General features: G+C 59.6%; 16 protein-coding genes. 10 read left to right on the top strand and 6 right to left on the bottom strand.

Translation table 11 applies throughout. The annotated features are described in order from the left end of the window. Nucleotides 1-76: 76 nt before the first annotated feature. Together WA302_RS23820 and WA302_RS23815 are read right to left on the bottom strand one after the other, a co-directional pair. Nucleotides 77-628, bottom strand: coding sequence for a fimbrial protein (locus WA302_RS23820; protein ID WP_025304586.1), 552 nt, complete (start codon nucleotides 626-628; stop codon nucleotides 77-79). A gap of 91 nt (nucleotides 629-719) precedes the next feature. Further along, a complete protein-coding gene (locus WA302_RS23815; RefSeq protein WP_015379342.1) occupies nucleotides 720-1,250 on the bottom strand; it encodes a fimbrial protein in 531 nt (176 codons plus the stop codon). 795 nt (nucleotides 1,251-2,045) lie between these two features. Between WA302_RS23815 and WA302_RS23810 the strand changes: the two genes are divergently transcribed. The 5 genes from WA302_RS23810 (at nucleotide 2,046) to fetB (ending at nucleotide 5,525) form a co-directional block, all read left to right on the top strand. Next, nucleotides 2,046-2,420 (top strand): hypothetical protein, encoded by a 375-nt coding sequence (locus WA302_RS23810; protein ID WP_373275267.1) that lies wholly within the window; start codon nucleotides 2,046-2,048, stop codon nucleotides 2,418-2,420. Nucleotides 2,421-2,449: 29 nt separating this feature from the next. Next, nucleotides 2,450-3,571, top strand: a complete 1,122-nt coding sequence (locus WA302_RS23805; RefSeq protein WP_235211372.1) for an FKBP-type peptidyl-prolyl cis-trans isomerase N-terminal domain-containing protein — start codon at nucleotides 2,450-2,452, stop codon at nucleotides 3,569-3,571. Between the two features lie 37 nt (nucleotides 3,572-3,608). Next, complete coding sequence (locus WA302_RS23800) at nucleotides 3,609-3,896, top strand: FaeA/PapI family transcriptional regulator (RefSeq protein WP_004930885.1); 288 nt, start codon at nucleotides 3,609-3,611, stop codon at nucleotides 3,894-3,896. A gap of 191 nt (nucleotides 3,897-4,087) precedes the next feature. Further along, complete coding sequence (gene fetA, locus WA302_RS23795) at nucleotides 4,088-4,765, top strand: iron efflux ABC transporter ATP-binding subunit FetA (RefSeq protein ID WP_004930881.1); 678 nt, start codon at nucleotides 4,088-4,090, stop codon at nucleotides 4,763-4,765. Next, on the top strand, nucleotides 4,752-5,525 hold the full coding sequence (fetB, locus tag WA302_RS23790; RefSeq protein WP_025304582.1) for an iron efflux ABC transporter permease subunit FetB: 774 nt from the start codon (nucleotides 4,752-4,754) through the stop codon (nucleotides 5,523-5,525). The genes fetA and fetB overlap by 14 nt, the downstream gene beginning before the upstream one ends. Nucleotides 5,526-5,560: 35 nt before the next feature. On the opposite strand, the gene WA302_RS23785 is transcribed toward fetB, so the two are convergent. Both WA302_RS23785 and WA302_RS23780 read right to left on the bottom strand, forming a co-directional pair. Continuing rightward, on the bottom strand, nucleotides 5,561-6,397 hold the full coding sequence (locus WA302_RS23785; RefSeq protein ID WP_049205590.1) for a TIM barrel protein: 837 nt from the start codon (nucleotides 6,395-6,397) through the stop codon (nucleotides 5,561-5,563). Between the two features lie 31 nt (nucleotides 6,398-6,428). After that, a complete protein-coding gene (locus WA302_RS23780) occupies nucleotides 6,429-7,871 on the bottom strand; it encodes a sugar porter family MFS transporter (RefSeq protein ID WP_025304580.1) in 1,443 nt (480 codons plus the stop codon). A gap of 556 nt (nucleotides 7,872-8,427) precedes the next feature. Between WA302_RS23780 and WA302_RS23775 the strand changes: the two genes are divergently transcribed. Then, the gene (locus tag WA302_RS23775; protein WP_025304579.1) at nucleotides 8,428-9,933 is read left to right on the top strand and encodes a CoA-acylating methylmalonate-semialdehyde dehydrogenase; all 1,506 of its coding nucleotides are present in this window, start codon (nucleotides 8,428-8,430) and stop codon (nucleotides 9,931-9,933) included. Nucleotides 9,934-10,010: 77 nt separating this feature from the next. Then, the gene (gene iolB / locus WA302_RS23770) at nucleotides 10,011-10,832 is read left to right on the top strand and encodes a 5-deoxy-glucuronate isomerase (protein ID WP_025304578.1); all 822 of its coding nucleotides are present in this window, start codon (nucleotides 10,011-10,013) and stop codon (nucleotides 10,830-10,832) included. A gap of 38 nt (nucleotides 10,833-10,870) precedes the next feature. Here iolB and WA302_RS23765 read toward each other — a convergent pair whose 3' ends face one another. Beyond that, nucleotides 10,871-11,707: a MurR/RpiR family transcriptional regulator gene (locus WA302_RS23765; protein WP_004930856.1), complete on the bottom strand. Its 837-nt coding sequence runs from the start codon at nucleotides 11,705-11,707 to the stop codon at nucleotides 10,871-10,873. Between the two features lie 203 nt (nucleotides 11,708-11,910). Next, nucleotides 11,911-13,842, bottom strand: a complete 1,932-nt coding sequence (locus WA302_RS23760; protein WP_261456847.1) for a bifunctional 5-dehydro-2-deoxygluconokinase/5-dehydro-2-deoxyphosphogluconate aldolase — start codon at nucleotides 13,840-13,842, stop codon at nucleotides 11,911-11,913. Nucleotides 13,843-14,387: 545 nt separating this feature from the next. On the opposite strand from WA302_RS23760, the gene iolD reads away from it, so the two are divergent. From iolD to WA302_RS23745, 3 genes are read left to right on the top strand one after another with little or no spacing between them, the layout of a single operon-like run. Continuing rightward, entirely contained in the window at nucleotides 14,388-16,328 is a 1,941-nt protein-coding gene (gene iolD / locus WA302_RS23755; protein ID WP_169541241.1) for a 3D-(3,5/4)-trihydroxycyclohexane-1,2-dione acylhydrolase (decyclizing), read from the top strand. Between the two features lie 41 nt (nucleotides 16,329-16,369). After that, nucleotides 16,370-17,392 carry a Gfo/Idh/MocA family protein gene (locus WA302_RS23750; protein WP_025304575.1) on the top strand — a complete coding sequence of 341 codons (1,023 nt, stop codon included), beginning with the start codon at nucleotides 16,370-16,372 and terminating at the stop codon, nucleotides 17,390-17,392. A gap of 31 nt (nucleotides 17,393-17,423) precedes the next feature. Then, on the top strand, nucleotides 17,424-18,308 hold the full coding sequence (locus WA302_RS23745) for a sugar phosphate isomerase/epimerase family protein (RefSeq protein WP_049205585.1): 885 nt from the start codon (nucleotides 17,424-17,426) through the stop codon (nucleotides 18,306-18,308). Nucleotides 18,309-18,329 lie beyond the last annotated feature (21 nt).

Genomic DNA, 18,329 nt, shown 5'->3' with positions numbered 1-18,329 from the left:
CTCATGGCAAGTCCGCGCCCAATAGCAGGTCATCCGTACGACCTGAATACGTAATGCTGTGCAGCGCCCGCCGGCGCTAGAGATAAGACAGGGTGAATTTGGCCAGAGAGCTGAAGCCGCCTGCCCGCGCCTTGTCAGGATGCAGGCGCAACTGCGCGCCAAAGCGCAGCGTGTTGTCGCCGGCGACGATCTGGTAATCCGCCGTCGTGCTGCCGAGCGGGATTGGGGTGCCGGCATCGGTCAACAGCTCGATAGCCACGCCCTGCGCCTCGCCGTAAACGCCGAGCAGGGAAGGATCCCCGCTGTCAGCGGTGCCGTCGAACGTGACGTTGGCCGCGCGATAGATGAAGTCAGGTTTCACCTGACTGGCCAGCTCGCAGTTCACCAGTTTGATCGTGAAATGGCGGCGGCTGCCGATCAGCACCGATTGCCCGTCCTGCGAGGCGTCGGTCATGGAAATCAGACCGAAATCGACGGTTTGATCCAGGCTGTCGCTGGCGATGCCGCACGGCGTTTCAACGATGGTGCCGCCCAGGCTGACTTTGCCGTGGCCCTGATTTTTCGCTGCCGCCGCCGCGCTGCCGACGCTGAGCGCGATGAGCAACAGGCCGCAAAGGCGGATAGTCATGCTGGCGTCTCCCTGTCTTTCCCTGTTCCCTTGCCGGTATCCGCGGCATGCAATAAAGCGGGGGATGCCCTGAGACATCCCCTGTGGGGTATTACAGGTAAGCCAGGGTGAAGTTCGCCACGCTGGTGAAGTCGCCTGGTACCACGGCGCTTGAGGCGCTGCTGCCCTGCAGGTAAGCGGCGAATTTCAGCGAGTTGTCGCCGTCGTTCAGACCCTGACCGTCGGTTGCGGTGCCCAGTTCCACTTCTTTGGAGTGCAGGTTGTCGTAGATCACGATGCCGGCGCCGGTTGCCGTGCCGCTCAGGGCCAGCAGTTTGTTGTTGACCGGATCAGGCGTGCCGGTAAAGGTCACTTTGACGTTTTTCATGGTGGAGATGGAGCAATCTTTCAGTTCGATGTTGAAAGGCTGCATGCTGGATTTACCCTGGTTGGCCAGGATGCGGCTGCTGATCTGGCCCATCGGCACGGTTTGGTCAACGGATTCCGGCGCGACGCTGCATGGCGCATCGATAATTTCGCCGGTAAAGGTGACTTTACCGCTGCCCTGATTAGATGCGGCATGAGCAACAGAGGCGGAAGCGAAAGCAATCACGGTTGCCAGCATTAATTTATTCAGTTTCATTTCTCAGGTTCCTGTAGAGAGTTTTTAAATAAAAGAACAGCACATCTAAATCCCCCGCGGCGGCGGCAACGCCATGTCGCCGTCCGTGCGGTTGGAGCCAGATCCTTTTGCTCTGGGCAATACGCCGACATCCGTTATTTATGAGAAATAACGAGATTTGGAAAATCGACAATGGATTTTCTGGTAAATAAAATACGAGTTTTACGTGTGGCGTGTTGCTGGGAATATTCTTGCAAATAATAGTATTGCTTGGAAATAGATTTTATTAAATTAAGTCAAATTCAGAATATAAAACCAAAAGGAAAAAGAAACATATTTGCTTTAAAATCAATAGATCGTATACAAATATTATCCAGTATAAATCACTATATAAATAACGATATGCGAGATATTAGATCGGGGGAAATAGGGTGATACCTACAATTCACAATATTGTTTTGCTAATATCGCCCTTAGGCAGCAGATGATGCATTTCCCTTTAGAAACAAAATATAAAACATAATTCATTGTTTTTATTGTTGTTTCATGGTTTTTTGTTCACGAGAGATTGGGTTTCTTATTCGCGTTTAGTTCGCGTTTAAGCCTAATTGATTAACAATTAAATAACAATTACACCGGTAGTGAATTATCCTATCGCATTGCGGTATAGGGATTTTTCACCGCCTAACCCATTTTGATTAATCAAATTAAGGCATGTGCTGCTGCCGTTCGCCACATAATGATGACCTAAGTGACAATTAAAGGATTATAAACGGAATGATAACGATGATTAATGCTTGCAGCGGGCGCCGCTGGATGGGTTTGGCTATATTTCTGCTGTCTTTTATGGCGCTTTCTGGCTGTGCGGGCGGGAGCAAGACAAAACTGAATTCCGTGAAAAAAATCTCACAGAATAATCCTAATGATAAATCCGATGAGCAACGCATCGCACTTTGTCAGCAACGGGTTAATTCATTAAAGAATATTAATCCGCAAAGTTACCAAAAACGCATCGCCTATTTTAACGGCCTTCTTTCCAACGCCTCCGGATATGCCGGGGTACGCGGCAACGTGGATGAGAGTACCCGTAAAGCGATAGATGCTCTTTATCAATATAAAACCGAGAAATTCTGCGCCGACGTCGAGCATGAGCTGATGTCCGATCTGTCCAGCCGGGTTGAGAATCTGTAGCCATGAAGCGATGCGCGCAGGGATGGGCGATGGTTCTTTTGCTGTTAGCGGCGAGCGGGGCCGCTTGCGCCGCCGATGACGGCATTCCCGCGCTGTTGAAGTTTGCCGAACAACGGCAGGCACCACCGGCCGCGCCCAGGGAAGAAACAGTGCGTAAATCGGCGCCCGCACCGGTCACCAAACCGGCCACCAAACCGGCCGCCATCGTCGGGGCAGACAGCGTTCGTTTAACGTCGCTGAAGCAGTCTTTGCAACAACAGGCGGAGAAAATCCGTCAGTTGGAGCGGCAGTTGGCGGCGGCTCAGGCCGCGGCGGCGGCGAAACGGGAGCGGGTCGTCGTCGATATTCGGCCGCTGGCCGATGCCCTGAAGGGATTGCGGCAAGCCGTTGCGCCGGTGCCAGAGGTGGGCGCATTGGCCGCTTCGCTCACGCGGGCCGAACAGCGCAGCGCAAGTTTGGCGGCGCAACTGGCACAGCAGCAGCAGCGGGTAGAGACCTTGCTGGCCGAACGGCAGCAGGCGGCCAAGCCACCCGTGCTGGCCAGTGAGGCGGACAAGCTGGCATATGCCGCCGGCGTGTCGCTCGGGCGCGACATTCTGCATCTGCAGCAGGAGAACCGGCGCGCGGGGCTGGAGGCGGAGAGTCCGCTGTTGTTGGCGGGCATCGCCGATACCCTGGCCGGGCGGTTGCGGCTGGATGAGGCCGCCATCGACAGCGCGCTGCGCACGGCGCATCAGCGCTTGCAGCAGGCGCAGCAGACGCAGGCTCCGCCTCTGGACGGTAAAGACTATCTGGCCGCTTTTACCCGTCAGGAGGGCGTCAAGCAGGATGCGCTCGGTTTCTACTACCGGGTGGACTATGCCGGCAGCGGGGCGATCGGCGCCGACGATCGGGTAGATATCGTGGTGCGCGAAAGCCTGACCGACGGGCGGGTGGTCAAAGACATGGAGCTGGCGGGGACGGTGATCTCGCAGCCGTTGACGCGCTATCCGCCGCTGTTTCGCGCCGCTATCGAGAAGCTGCAGCGCCACGGCTCGATCACGCTGGTGGTGCCGCCGGCGCTGGCGTACGGCAAACAGGGCAGCCCGCCGGCGATCCCCCCGAATGCCACCATGATTTACACCCTGCGCATCGCTGACGTGCAGCCGTGAGCGGGGTGCTCAGCAGTAACCACTCAGGAGGAATGCTATGGCCAAGGCGCCGAAAACGTTTGAAAGCAGAAAATCGCTGATGCTGAATGTGTTGCAAGGGTTGTGCAGGGAGCGTGTGGAAGGATCCGGGGGCCATCATCCCCCGCCGGAACAGTGGCCGAAGACGCGCGAGTTGGCGGATAAATGCGGCGAAAATATTTATACCACCCGCACCCTGCTGCTGGCGCTGGAAAAGGAGGGCAAGGTTCACTGCACCCACCGCAGCATCAACAATTCTCTCCGTTGGTACAGCTGCGACGAACAGGCAGCGATAAAAAAAGAGTGATTCGACCCTGGTGGTCGCTTTTGACTATTCCCACAGCTAATCATTAATTAAATTTATCATTTGACGGGGCGTTTCGCTCCGTCAATCCTCCCTCTTCGTTCACTGCCATCCGCACAGCCATTGCTAAGATGTTTTTTGCGGCCATATACTTATCGCTCAGACGGGAACAGGTGTAGGGAGCCGGCATCGTAATGAAGGAAAAGAAAGACATACTGAGATTGGATGATATTCATTATCAAATAGACAGCCAGGTGATCCTGGATTCCGTCTCTTTCACGCTGGGTGAAGGCGAGTTCAAACTGATCACCGGGCCTTCCGGCTGCGGGAAAAGCACCCTGCTGAAAATCATCTCTTCCTTAATGGATCCGACCAGCGGAAAGCTCTATTTCGACGGCCAGGCGATCGACGAGATGTCGCCGGAGGCGTATCGCAAGCAGGTCTCTTACTGCTTCCAGACGCCGTCACTGTTCGGCAATACGGTTTACGACAATCTGGCGCTGCCTTACCAGATCCGCCAGGAACCGCCAGCCGAGCGAAAAATGAAGGCCGATCTGGCGCGTTTCGGGCTGCCAGAGGCGATGCTGACCAAAAGCATCAATGAACTGTCCGGCGGGGAGAAGCAGCGCGTGTCCCTGATCCGCAACCTGCAGTTTATGCCGCGGGTGCTGTTGCTCGATGAGATCACCAGCGCGTTGGACGAGGAAAATAAGCGCAACGTCAACGAAATAGTGCATCAACTGGTGGCGGAACACCGGCTGGCGGTGCTGTGGGTGACGCACGATACCGAAGAGATAGCGCATGCGGACGAGGTGATCACCCTGCGCGCGCATGGCGCCGAGCAACAGGAGCAACAGCATGAATCAGCATAACATCACCAACGAATCCTTGGGCTTGTCGATGGTGCTGGTGGTGGTCGCCATCCTGATCAGCCACCGGGAAAAACTGGCGCTGGAAAAGGACATTATCTGGAGCATCTGCCGCGCGGTGGTGCAGCTGATCATCGTCGGCTACGTGCTGAAGTATATTTTCGACCTGGATAACGCCGTTCTCACCGTGTTGATGGTGCTGTTCATCTGCTTTAACGCGGCCTACAACGCCAAGAAACGCAGCAAGTACATCGAACACGCGTTCGTGACGTCGTTTATCGCCATTACCACCGGCGCGGTGCTGACGCTGGCGGTGCTGGTATTGACCGGCTCCATCGAATTTACACCGATGCAGGTGATCCCCATCTCCGGGATGATCGCCGGTAACGCCATGGTGGCGGTGGGGCTGTGCTACACCAACCTCGGCCAGCGTTTCAAAGGCGAGCAGCAGAAGATTCAGGAGATGCTCAGCCTGGGGGCGACGCCCAAGTTCGCGTCGGCGGCGCTGATCCGCGACAGCATCCGCGCTTCGCTGATCCCGACCGTGGACTCGGCGAAAACCGTTGGGCTGGTCAGCTTGCCGGGCATGATGTCCGGGCTGATCTTTGCCGGTATCGATCCGGTGAAAGCGATCAAATACCAGATTATGGTGACCTTCATGCTGCTTTCTACTGCCAGCCTGTCAACCATCATCGCCTGCTATTTGGCCTACCGTAAGTTTTACAACGAGCGCCACCAGCTGGTGGTCGGCAACCTGAAGTAACGCCATGAAAAACGGCCTCCACGGAGGCCGTTTTTTTACCCTTGCAGCAGGGCGATGCTCTGGCGGATTTCCCGTTCGATATCCGCCTCGCTCCAGCTGTCCAGTTGTGAAGAGAAGGGCTCGAAGGCATAGACGCCGGTGTAGCCCAGGCGTTCGAGGTTCTGTACCTGGCGGCGGCTCTCTAGCCGATCGCCCTCGCTCAGCATAATGCGCTCTTCGTCGCTCAACGTGCCTTTATCCCGCCCGTCCTCCACGCCGGACAGATGCACCAGGCCGATCTGCGCCACCTGGATCTGCGCGTCGAAGTCGGCTTGCGTCACGCCGCTCAGATAGTGGTGGAACGTATCGAGCACGATACGGTACGGCGCGCCCGAGTCGCGGATGAGCGCCTGGGTCAGCAGCGACGATCGCAACGAGCTGATGCCGAAGCCCAACGGTTCGACGTATCCCTGTACGCCATAGCGCGCAAACAGCGGTGCCAGCAGCCGCAACGCGGCGAGGGTGTCGTCGCGTTTTTGCTGCTCGCTGCGCGTGTCGTCGGCGCTGCAGTGCGGGCACAGCACCAGCGCCCGGCTGTGGATGGCCTGCGCCTGCGCCAGCAACGCTTCGGCGCGCTGCTGCAGCGCCGCCGGGTCATCCATCAGATTGAACATGCCGAGGGCGTTGATCGTGACGATTTCAATGCCGTATTGCGCGGCGAGCGCGTTGAGCTGCGCGTCGCTCAGATCGTCGGTCACCTTGCCGCTGGGCATGTCGTTGCGCAGCTCAACTTTGCTGAGCCCGCAGCGTTTCACCAGGCGGAAAAAATGGTCCAGATTGAGATTCGGCGCGATCTTGCGGTTAATGCAGAAGCGGTCCAGCGCAATGTTCATGGGCATGACTCCAGCGGTCAGGGTTGAGAGATCAGGATTTGCCGTTTTCCAGCGGCAGCGGCTTGCCGTCGGGCAGGGATTGGCGGTGGCGTTTGGCCATCACCACCTGCTCCATTTTTTCCAGTGAGACGCCTTTGGTTTCCGGAATATAGCGGCCGATAAACCAGTAGCTGAACAGACAGCAGGCGGCGAAGATCCACATCGGGAAGGCGCCGTGGAAATGCGAGAACAGGTAAGGGTGGTCGTTGATCATCGGGAACGACTGCGACACCGCGAAGTTGGCGACCCACATGCAGCCGACGGCGATGCTCATCCCCTGCGCGCGCATGCGGTTCGGGAAGATTTCCGACACCAGCACCCAGGCGCCGACGCCCCAGGACAGCGCATAGAACACCATGAAGAACAGCATGCCGAACAGCGCGAAATAGCCGGTGGCCTGCGTGTAGAGCGCGTACGAGGTGAGCAGCAGGCCGGCGATGGCGCCCAGCGTGCCGTAACGCATCAGCGGAATGCGGCCCATGCGATCCATCAGCATGGCGCCGATGACCGAACCGACCAGCTGCAGCACGCCGATCCAGATGGTCTGGAACAGCGCTTCCTGCGCGTTTTCGGTGACGGTTTTCAGCACCACCGGCGCGTAGTACATCATCACGTTGACGCCGGTGACCTGCTGTAACATGGCGATCATGCAGCCGACGAACAGGATAAACCGCACCCGCACATCGCCGTAGTTCAGCTTCCGGTGCTGCTGCTGTTGATCCTGCTGCAGCGAGTCTTTGATTTCTTTCAGCAGATTCTGCGCGTGGGCGGCGTTGGAGACCTTGGTCAACATCGCCAGCGCCTGATCGTCGCGGCCCATCATCACGTTCCAGCGCGGCGATTCAGGAATGACGAACACCAGGATGCAGAACAGAATGCAGGGGATCACGCCCGAGGCGAACATCCAGCGCCAGCCCATTTCCACCAGCCAGGCTTCGCTGGCGATGCTGGCGATTTTGAAGTTGACGTAGAAAATCACGATCTGGCCAAAGACGATGGCGAATTGCTGCATGCTGAGCGCCCGCCCGCGCATGTCTTTCGGCGACACCTCCGACATGTACATCGGCGACACGGTGGCGGCAATGCCGACCGCCAGCCCGCCGATGATGCGGTAGATGACGAACCAGGTGAAGGTCGGGGCCAATGCGGCGCCGACGGCGGACACGGTGAACAGCAGCGCCGCCAGCATCAGCGCCTTTTTGCGGCCCCAGCGCGCCGCCAGCGGCCCGGCGGCGAAGGCGCCGACCACGCAGCCGATCACCACGTTGGAGACGGCCCAACCGGTTTCGGCCGGGCTGAGATCGAAATAGGTTTTCAACGCTTCGATCGCGCCGGAGATCACGGCGGTATCGTAGCCGAACAGAATGCCGCCCAGGGCGGCGATGCCGCAAATTCGCAATATGTAGCCGGTATTGTGCTTACGCTGATATGACATGTGTTGCTCCGATTTTTATCCTGGCTTCCGTCCGCACGGTCGGGGTGTCGGGAAGAGGGCGAGCGGAAGGGTGTGAACCGTGCCTGTCATCAAGGCGATGTCGTCGATAAATGCTGGAACAAACAAGAACATTTATTTCATAATTAGTGAATAATGGAATATTGATTTTTAGATCCAGTTCAAAAAAAACCGTCACCTCTGCGCCAGGCGCCTTGGGCGTTCGGGGGCGGACGGTAACGACGGCAGAGCAGGCTCAGTGCGGGTTTTCTGTAGCAAAGTCAGTGTGTATTAGCTCTGTTTTCTCCGCCGCTGTTGTGCTTTCCCTGGCACGGCAATGAAAGCGCCAATCCGATCGACACCGCAAAATTGCGACCTCACGCACTAAAAACAAATTTTTCAAAACAATTTATTTGAAACTTTTTTTTCAATGAAATAGAGTTTGCTGCATCCGGTCAGGATTTAGCCGGCTTGCCGACGGAGTTTGGCGAGCGGGACGATTAACGCCGCGCCGCCTGTGAGTGGCCTGGCGACAGCGGACTTGAAAAGAGGGCGTGACATGAAAACCGTGGGTAATTTTATTGACGGGCAGGTGTGCCTGAGCAGCAGCAATCAAACCATCGACGTGCACAACCCAGCCAGCGGGCAGGTTGAGCGGCGCGTCACGCAGAGCACCGCCGCCGAAGTCAAACAGGCCATCGACGTGGCGCATCGGGCGTTCGCCGACTGGTCGCGCACCACGCCGCTGCGCCGTGCGCGCATCATGTTCAATTTCAAGGCGCTGTTGGAACAACACCGCGACGAGCTGGCCGAGCTTATCGTCAGCGAGCACGGCAAAGTGTATTCGGATGCGCTGGGCGAACTGACGCGCGGCATGGAAGTGGTCGAATTCGCCTGCGGTATCCCGCATCTGATCAAGGGAGAGTATTCGCCGGACGTCGGCAGCGGCGTCGACAGCTTCTCGCTGATGCAGCCGCTGGGTGTGGTGGCGGGCATTACCCCGTTCAACTTCCCGGCGATGGTGCCGATGTGGATGTTCCCCATCGCACTGGCCTGCGGCAACACCTTTATCCTCAAGCCGCCGGCGCTGGTGCCTTCGGCCTCGGTGCGCCTGGCGGAGCTGCTGAAAGAAGCCGGCCTGCCGGACGGCGTGTTCAACGTGGTGCACTGCGCCAATGAAGATGCGGCGCAGCTGTGCACCGATCCGCGCATTCAGGCGGTGAGCTTCGTCGGCTCCTCCACCGTGGCGGAACATATCTATACCACTGCCAGCGCGCACGGCAAGCGGGTACAGGCCTTCGGCGCGGCGAAAAACCAGGCGATCGTCATGCCGGACGCCGATCTGGACGCCACGGTCAACGCGTTGATGGGCGGCGCGTTCGGCTCCGCCGGCGAGCGTTGCATGGCGCTGCCGATCGCCGTGGTGGTCGGTGACGATACCGCCGACAAACTGATCGCCAAACTGAAGCCGCTGATCGCGCAGCTGCGCGTCGGGCCGGGCTTGCAGCAGGGTGGCGAAGAGAATGAAATGGGGCCGCTGGTGTCGTCTGCCCACCAGAAAAAGGTGCTGGGCTACATCGATCTGGGCGTGGAAGAAGGCGCAACCCTGGTGGCCGACGGCCGCAATTATCAGGTGCCGGGCTACCCTGAAGGCTACTACGTCGGCGGCACGCTGTTCGACCATGTGAAGCCGAATATGCGCATCTACCGCGAAGAGATCTTCGGGCCAGTGCTGGGCATCGTGCGGGTGCCGGACTATCGCACCGCCATCGACACGGTCAACGGCCATGAGTTTGGCAACGGCAGCGCCATCTTTACCGGCAGCGGCCACTACGCGCGTCAGTTCGTGCAGGAAGTGCAGGCCGGGATGGTCGGCGTCAACGTGCCGGTGCCGGTGCCGATGGCGTTCCACAGCTTCGGCGGCTGGAAGCGCTCGGTGTTCGGCGCGTTGAACGTGCACGGCACCGACGGCGTGCGCTTCTACACGCGCATGAAGACCGCCACCGCACGCTGGCCGGCCGGGCAGCAGACGGTGTCCGAATTCAGCATGCCGACGCTGGGTTAAGCGCTGTCATATTCAGGCCAGGCCGTTGCTCCTTCGGGGCAGCGGCCTTTGCACGGGTCATTAACAGGAGAATCGAGATGTCTTCACTGCTTGCCAAATGTCAGACGCCGAATGCCGAGGGGCGTATTCAGCACGTGACGCCGGAAAATGCCGGTTGGCGCTATGTCGGCTTTGACGTTTACCGCCTGGCCGCCGGGCAGTCGCTGCAGCTTGAGTGCGGCGACCAGGAACTGTGCCTGGTGCTGGTTGCCGGTATCGCCTCCGTCGCCACGCTGCGCGCCGAATACCCGCATATCGGTAAACGCATGAGCCCGTTCGAACGTACGCCGCCTTACGCGGTGTATGTGCCGCACCACGATCGCATCGACGTGCGGGCAGAAACCGATCTGGAGCTGGCGGTGTGCAGCGCACCCGGCAGCGGCCACCTGCCTTCACGGCTGATTACGCCGGCGGATATCGGCGTGGAGCGGCGCGGCAAGGGGCGTAACCAGCGGTTGGTGCATAACATTCTGCCGGACAGTGAGCCGGCCGACAGTCTACTGGTGGTGGAGGTTTACACCGACGAGGGCAATACCAGCTCCTACCCGAGCCACAAGCACGATCAAGAAGACTCACCGCACGAAACCTATCTCGAAGAGACGTACTATCACCGCATACAGCCGGAGCAGGGGTTCTGCATGCAGCGCGTCTATACCGACGATCGCACGCTCGATGAGTGCATGCCGGTCTACAATCGTGACGTGGTGAAAGTGCCGCGCGGTTATCACCCGGTGGCGACCCTGGCGGGTTACGACAACTATTACCTCAACGTGATGGCCGGGCCGGTGCGGCAGTGGAAATTCACCTGGGAAAAAGACCACGCTTGGATTAACGGCGACGGCTATCCCGCCGCGCAATAAGCGCCTGAGGCCCGGCTTGCCGGGCTTTTTTGTCAGCCTTACTCGTCCCGGGCGTTATTCAGCGCCAGCGAGACCGCCAGCGTCTGCGCCAGGCACATCGAAGCCACCTGCGAGCGGAACCCGTCCACCTGCGCTTCGCGCACCACGAAACAGACGTCGCTGAAGGCGGCCAGCGGGCTGACCTGGCTGTCGGTGATGGCGATCTGCTGCGCGCCGCGCTTGGCGCCCAATTCCACCAGTTCCACCGCCTCGCGGGCATATGGCGAATAGCTGATGGCGATCACCACGTCCTTCGGTTTCACCATGCTCAGCTGTTCGGTGAACATCCCGCCCAGGCCGTCGATCAGAAACGCGCGGCGCTCCAGATGGCGCAGCGCATAGGTGAGGTAGGAAGCGACGCTGAACGAGCGGCGCAGGCCGATCACGTAGATGTTTTCAGCGTTGTTGAGCAGCTCGACGGCGCGATCCAGCTGCTCGGGAGCGATCTGCATCGCCAGCTGCTGCAGCGCCTGCGCGTTGACCATGGTGAATACGTTGAGAATCTCCGCCGGCTTCTCTGGCGCGACGTTGTCGTCGGTGGAGGTTTGGCGGAACAGGCGCGCGCGCTCGGTATAGTTCACCGTCTCTTCCATCAGATGCTGACGGAACACCTGCTTCATTTCGTTGAAGCCGCTGAAACCGAAGGCGTTGGCGAAACGGATCAGGGTGGAAGGCGGCACGCTGGCCTGTGCGGCGATGGAGGCAACGGTATCGAAAGCGATGCTGTTACTGTTATCCAAAATATAGCGCGCCACCTGCTTCAAACGCTTGCTCAGCGTTTCATAACGGTGGCGGATCTCGTCCTGTAACAGCGAAAGTTGAGTTGGGTTGTTCATCCATTCGGCTCGCAGTGGGGTGAAGGCGCATTGGCCTGACGCCTGAAATATTGACAGGGTATTTTAACAGACGGAGCGGAAATTTCATTTCCTCAAAAAGCGATTTATTCGATCGCACATTGCGCGACTTCACAGAAAATGGGCAAAAAAATCCCCTTAAAGCGGCGAAATGGCCTTAAGGGGACGTGAACCTGCTCTCGCTGTCAGTGCGTGCCGCCCGCCTGTGGACGGTACTGGCGCCAGAAACCGATCAGCGTCAGGTATTTTTGTTTCACCTGCTCGATCAGGGCCGCGTCGTCGATTTCCCCCTGCAGCCAGCGACGCGAAGGTTGGCCGAAAATAGTGCGGCCGACGGCGAAACCTTTCACCCAGCGCGCATCTGCGGCGGCGGCAAAGCCCGCCTTCAGCACCGCCTCTGGGGAATCGAGCCCCAGGATCAGCACGCCGCGGCAGTCGGGATCGTAGGCGTCGATCAGCGCGCCGACCTGCTGCCAGTTTTCCGCGCTCAGCGGCGGCAGTTTCCACCAGTCCGGCTGAATGCCCAACCGGTAGAAGTGTTCAATCATCTCCAGGTAATAGCGCTCGTCCTTGTCGGCGTTGCCGTCCGGCAGGATCACTTCCAGCAGCAGCTCATGGCCGGATTTGCAGCAGCCGCGGTAGACGTCGGCGATCAGCTCATCCTGTTCGCGGCGCAGTTCTGCCGCGTCGTGCGGATGATAAAACACCAGGCACTTCACCACGTGCTCCTGCGGCCAGTCGATCAATTGCGAACCGATGTTGCCGTGCTCCAGGCGCAGCGGGCGCGAGCTGGGCAGCTCCACCGGCCGGCCAATCCACCATCCCTGACCGGTGATTTCGTTCAGCGCCGCCTGCCCGTAGGTGGTGTCGGCCAGAATGCCGCTGTTGCCGTTGAGGCCGGCCTGCGCGGCAGCCTGTTGCGCCGCCGTTAACAGCAGGGTTTTCAGGCGCGGAATGCGTTCCTCGCTGACGCCGGCTTCGCGCGCCATGTCCGCCAGCTGCTTGCGGTGATCGAAGGCGAATACGCACAATTCCGGCCACTGTTGCTTGCGGGTGGTGACCCGGTGCAGGTGATTCAGGCGTGCGTCGCGGTCCGGGCGCGTGACCTGTTGTTCACGCTGCAGATAGTCATCCAGCTCCCGTTTGGTCGGCATGGCCGGGGCGCAGCCGTGACGCGAGACCACCAATGCGCCGCAGGCGTTGGCGTAGCGGCAGGCCCGATCCCAGCCCTCATCGTTCAGGTAGCCGCGCAGCAGGCCGGACATAAAGGCGTCGCCGGCTCCCAGCACGTTCAGCACCTCCACTCGCACACCAGCGTGCAGCTTCACCTGTTCCCAGTCGTCGGCGATGTCATCTTCGAACACCGAACAGCCCTGCGCGCCGCGCTTGCACACCAGCGTGGCCGCCGTGGCCCGGCGCACGTTTTTCAGCGCCGTCAGCGTGTCGGTGCTGCCGCCGGCGATATGAAATTCCTCTTCGGTGCCGACGATCAGATCGAAATGGTGCAGCACCTCTTGTAGCTCGCGCGTTACCTGATCCGATTCCACAAAGCGGGTTTCGCCGTCGCCCAGCGACGTCAACCCCCACAGCACCGGGCGGTAATCGATGTCCAGCGCGGTGCGCAGGCCGTGGCGGCGCGCGTATTCCAGCGCCTTCAGCACCGCGGCGCGGGTGTTCGGGTGCGACAGGTGCGTGCCGGTGATGGCCAGCGCGCGCGCGGAAGCAATGTAGGCCTCGTCGATGTCGTCGGGCGTCAGCGCCATGTCCGCGCAGTTTTCGCGGTAGAAGATCAGCGGGAAGGTTTCCTGATCCTTGATGCCGAGGATCACCAGGCCGGTTAACCGACGTTTGTCGGTGATCAGGCAGCGAGTATCGGCCCCGACGCGCTGCAGCTCTTCGCGCAGAAAGCGGCCCATGTGTTCATCGCCGACGCGCGCCAGCATGCCGGATTTTAACCCCTGAATGGCGGTGCCGTAGGCCACGTTGCCGGAAGATCCGCCGAGGTACTTGGCGAATGTGCCGGCGTCTTCCAGCCGCGCGCCGATCTGCTGAGCATAGAAATCGACGGCGATGCGCCCGAGACAAATGACATCAAGCTGTTTTTCTTGTGTAGCCATACCCGTTTCCTTCTGTTTAAGCAAAACTCCGGCGGCGGCCCGAGCGTGGCGCCCTGCAGGAAGCATGTGGATAGTATGGGGAATGAAAATTTCAATTTCAATATAGAATGAAATTTACACCCCGAAAATGTGATGCGTTTAAAACATCGACAGGAGAACGGGAAAAGCCGATGAAGCGGCCATAAGACGGCGACCGGGCGCGCGCAGAAAAGGGGGTTAGATCAGGATAAAAGGCTGTCAGCCCGTGTGGTAACGGTTGTTATCGGCCGGTGCGCGGCGCGAAGCCAGTAAAGGCTGAATCACGAGATGAAACGGGCTTTTCATGTAATATGCGATCTTTATCGCAAAATGAAATGTTTCTTCTGTAATGTGATTTTATGAAAAATATATTTGTTTATAATCGCTTCACGTTTCAGGTTGTCGACTTCGTGAGCAGCGGGCATCGCCTGCTCAAGATAATAGCTGCCGCCGCGTAATACAAACACGGGATTGTCGGCTCGGCGCGAGCCCTTTCCGGGGCGGCCCTCAATCTAAAGGGTGAGTAAATGGGCAAGATCAGGCTAACCATGGCGCAGGCGCTCGTCAGATTTCTCGATAACCAGTATCTGCTGGCCGACGGGGTGGAAACCAAATTCGTCGCGGGCATTTTCGCGATTTTCGGCCACGGCAACGTGCTGGGGCTGGGGCAAGCGCTGGAACAGGATAGCGGCGATCTGCGGGTGCATCAGGGCCGCAACGAGCAGGGGATGGCCCATGCGGCGATCGGCTTCGCCAAACAAAAACTGCGCCGGCAGATCTACGCCTGCACTTCATCGGTCGGCCCCGGCGCCGCCAATATGATCACCGCCGCGGCCACCGCCACCGCCAACCGCATTCCTTTATTGCTGCTGCCGGGCGACGTTTACGCTTCCCGCCAGCCGGACCCGGTGCTGCAGCAAATCGAACAGTCTTACGATCTCAGCATCAGCACCAACGACGCGTTCCGCGCGGTGAGCAAATACTGGGACCGCATCGTGCGACCGGAACAGCTGATGAGCGCCTGCATCAATGCGATGCGCGTGTTGACCGATCCGGCGGAAACCGGCGCGGTGACGCTGTGTCTGCCGCAGGACGTGCAGGGGGAAGCCTACGACTACCCCGACTATTTCTTCCAAAAACGCGTGCACCGGCTCGATCGCCGCCCGGCGACCGATGGCATGTTGGCGGACGCCTTGGCGCTGCTGACGGCCAAACGCAAACCGTTGCTGGTGTGCGGCGGCGGCGTGAAGTACTCGCAGGCCGGGCGGGCGCTGCGCGAATTCGCCGAGCGCTTCGGCATTCCGTTCGCCGAAACCCAGGCCGGCAAAGGCGCGGTGCCGAGCGATCATGAATTCAACCTCGGCGGCATCGGCGAAACCGGCTGCCTGGCGGCCAACACGCTGGCTCGACAGGCCGATCTGGTGATTGGCGTCGGCACCCGTTACACCGATTTTACCACCTCGTCCAAATGGCTGTTCCAACATCCGGACGTCAGCTTCCTCAATATCAACGTCAGCGCCTTTGACGCCGGCAAACTCGACGGCGTGCAGGTGCTGGCGGACGCCCGTGAGGGCCTGAGCGAACTGAGCGCGCTGCTGGCGCAGGCTGATTATCGCGCCGGCTGGGGCGACGCCATCGCCGCGGCGCGCGGCGCCCAGCGTGAAGAGACCGAGCGTGTTTACGCGGTGGAATACAGCGGCGCAGGCTTTGTGCCGGAAATAGACGATCACCTCGATCGCGAACGGGTGTTCGCCGAATTTATCGCTCAGACCGACTCGGCGATGACGCAAAGCCGGGTGCTGGGGGTGCTGAACCGTGAGCTGCCGCCGGACAGCGTGATTGTGGCCGCCGCCGGCAGCCTGCCGGGCGATCTGCAGCGGGTGTGGCACAACCGCGGCGAGCACGGTTATCACGTGGAATACGGCTACTCCTGCATGGGGTACGAGGTGAACGCCGCATTGGGGGTCAAGCTGGCCGAGCCGCAGCGTGAGGTGTACGCGATGGTGGGCGATGGCGCCTTCATGATGCTGCATTCCGAACTGGTCACCTCGATTCAGGAAGGTTGCAAGATCAACGTGGTGCTGTTCGACAACATGACCAACGGCTGCATCAACAACCTGCAGATGGAACACGGCATGGACAGCTATACCACCGAATTCCGCTTCCGCAATCCAGAGGGCGGCAAGCTCGACGGCAAACTGGTGCCGGTCGATTTCGCCATGCTGGCGGCGGCTTACGGCTGTAAAACCTATCGCGTCACCACCGAGCAGCAGCTGCTCGATGCGCTGGCCGACGCCCGCAGGCAGACCGTGTCCACGCTGCTGGACATCAAGGTGCTGCCGAAGACCATGGTGCACAAGTATCTCAGCTGGTGGCGCGTGGGCGGCGCTCAGGTGGCCGACAGCGAGAAAATCGTCGCAGTGGCGCGCAAGCTGCAGGAAAACATCGATAAGGCGCGCGATTACTGATTCGTTTTCGAACACAACACACTTTCCAGAGGGTAGCGAAAATGACATTGAACATTGGGGTTATCGGCACCGGCGCCATCGGCCGCGATCATATCCGTCGCTGCAGCAAAGTTTTGCAGGGCGCCCGCGTCGTGGCGGTGAACGACATCAATCGCGACAACGCCGCCAAGGTGGTGAGCGATCTGCAGCTGGATGCGCGGGTGTATGACAACGGCCACGATCTTATCAAGGCCGCCGACGTGCAGGCGGTGCTGGTCACCTCCTGGGGGCCAAGCCACGAAGAATTCGTGCTTGCGGCCATCGCCGCCGGCAAACCGGTGTTCTGCGAGAAGCCGCTGGCGGTGACCGCGCAGGGCTGCAAGAACATCGTCGATGCCGAAGCGAAGCACGGCAAGCGGCTGGTGCAGGTCGGCTTTATGCGCCCCTATGACCAGGGCTATCGCGCGCTGAAACAGGTGCTGACCAGCGGCCAGATCGGCGAACCGCTGATGTTGCACTGCGCGCACCGCAACCCGACGGTCGGCGAGGCCTACACCACCGATATGGCGATCACCGATACCCTGATCCACGAAATCGACGTGCTGCGCTGGCTGCTCGACGACGACTATGTGTCGGTGCAGGTGGTGTTCCCACGCAAGAGCCCGAAGGCGTTCCCGCATCTGAAAGATCCGCAGATTGTGTTGTTCGAAACCGCCAAAGGCACGCGCATCGACGTCGAAATTTTCGTCAACTGCCAGTACGGCTACGACATTCAGTGTGAAGTGGTGGGGGAAACCGGCATTGCCAAACTGCCGGAGCCGTCCTCGGTGCAGATGCGCAGCGGCGCCCGCCTGTCGACCGAAATCCTGACCGACTGGAAGGATCGCTTTATCGACGCCTATGACGTCGAGCTGCAGGGGTTCATCAACGACGTGGCCGCGGGCCAGTTGACCGGGCCTTCCGCCTGGGACGGCTACGCCGCCGCGGTGACCGCCGACGCCTGTGTGGCGGCCCAGCTCAGCGGTGAGATCGTACCGGTGACCCTGCCGGCGCGCCCGGCGTTTTACAACAAGCCATCGGCTTGAACCCCGTACCCATGATTGCAGAGGAGTGACCATGAAGATCGCTTTTGATGTCGACGTTATCCGGGATTTGGGCGTGACCAAAATGGTTCAGCAGGTGGCGGACTGGGGCTATAAATACATCGAGCAGTCGCCGCACCCGCAGATCAACCCGTTTTACAAGCATCCGAAGGCCAGCCGCGAAATCATGGCGGAGTATAAAAACGCCCTGAAAGCGACCGGCGTGGAGATCTCCTCATTTATCGTGGTGTATCGCTGGTCCGGGCCGGGCGAAGATCGCCGCCAGGCGGCAGTCAAAAACTGGCGACGGATGATCGAGATCGCGGTGGAAATGGGCGTGCAGGTGATCAACACCGAACTGGCCGGCAACCCCAACGAGCCGGAGATCTGCGAGGAGCTGTGGTATCGCTCGATGGAGGAGCTGCTGCCGATCATCGAGCGTGAAGGTATCCGTATGGAGATCCAGTCGCACCCGTGGGACTTCTGCGAGCTGAGTAACGAAACCGCCGATCTGGTGAAATCGCTGCGCAGCGACCACGTCAAATACCTCTACAGCGTGCCGCACACCTTCTACTACGACAAGGGGCAGGGCGATGTGGCCGGCATGTTGCAGTACGCCGGGGACGATCTTTCCCACGTGCTGATTGCCGACACCATGAATCACACCAAGCATTGCCGTTATATCGTCAATCCGCCGGGCGTTGACGCCGCGGTGCATCAGCACGTCGGCATCGGCGAAGGTGAGGTGAATTTCGACGCCCTGTTCCAGACGCTGCGCGACATGGAATTTGCCAACCGCAGCTTCAAGGCCGGCGGCGAATCGATCATCTGCACCTCGCTGTTCGGCTATCCGGAAAAGATGCCGAGCCAGGCGGTGGCGACCAGAGAGCGCATCGAAAGAGAGCTGTTGGGCAAATAATCTTATTTGGCTCGCCGGCGT

Origin of the sequence: Serratia sp. 201 (assembly GCF_037027545.1) — a bacterium.
GTDB lineage: Bacteria > Pseudomonadota > Gammaproteobacteria > Enterobacterales > Enterobacteriaceae > Serratia > Serratia bockelmannii.
The sequence above is the reverse complement of the archived record's forward strand: the minus strand, read 5'-3'. Positions and strand labels throughout refer to the sequence as shown.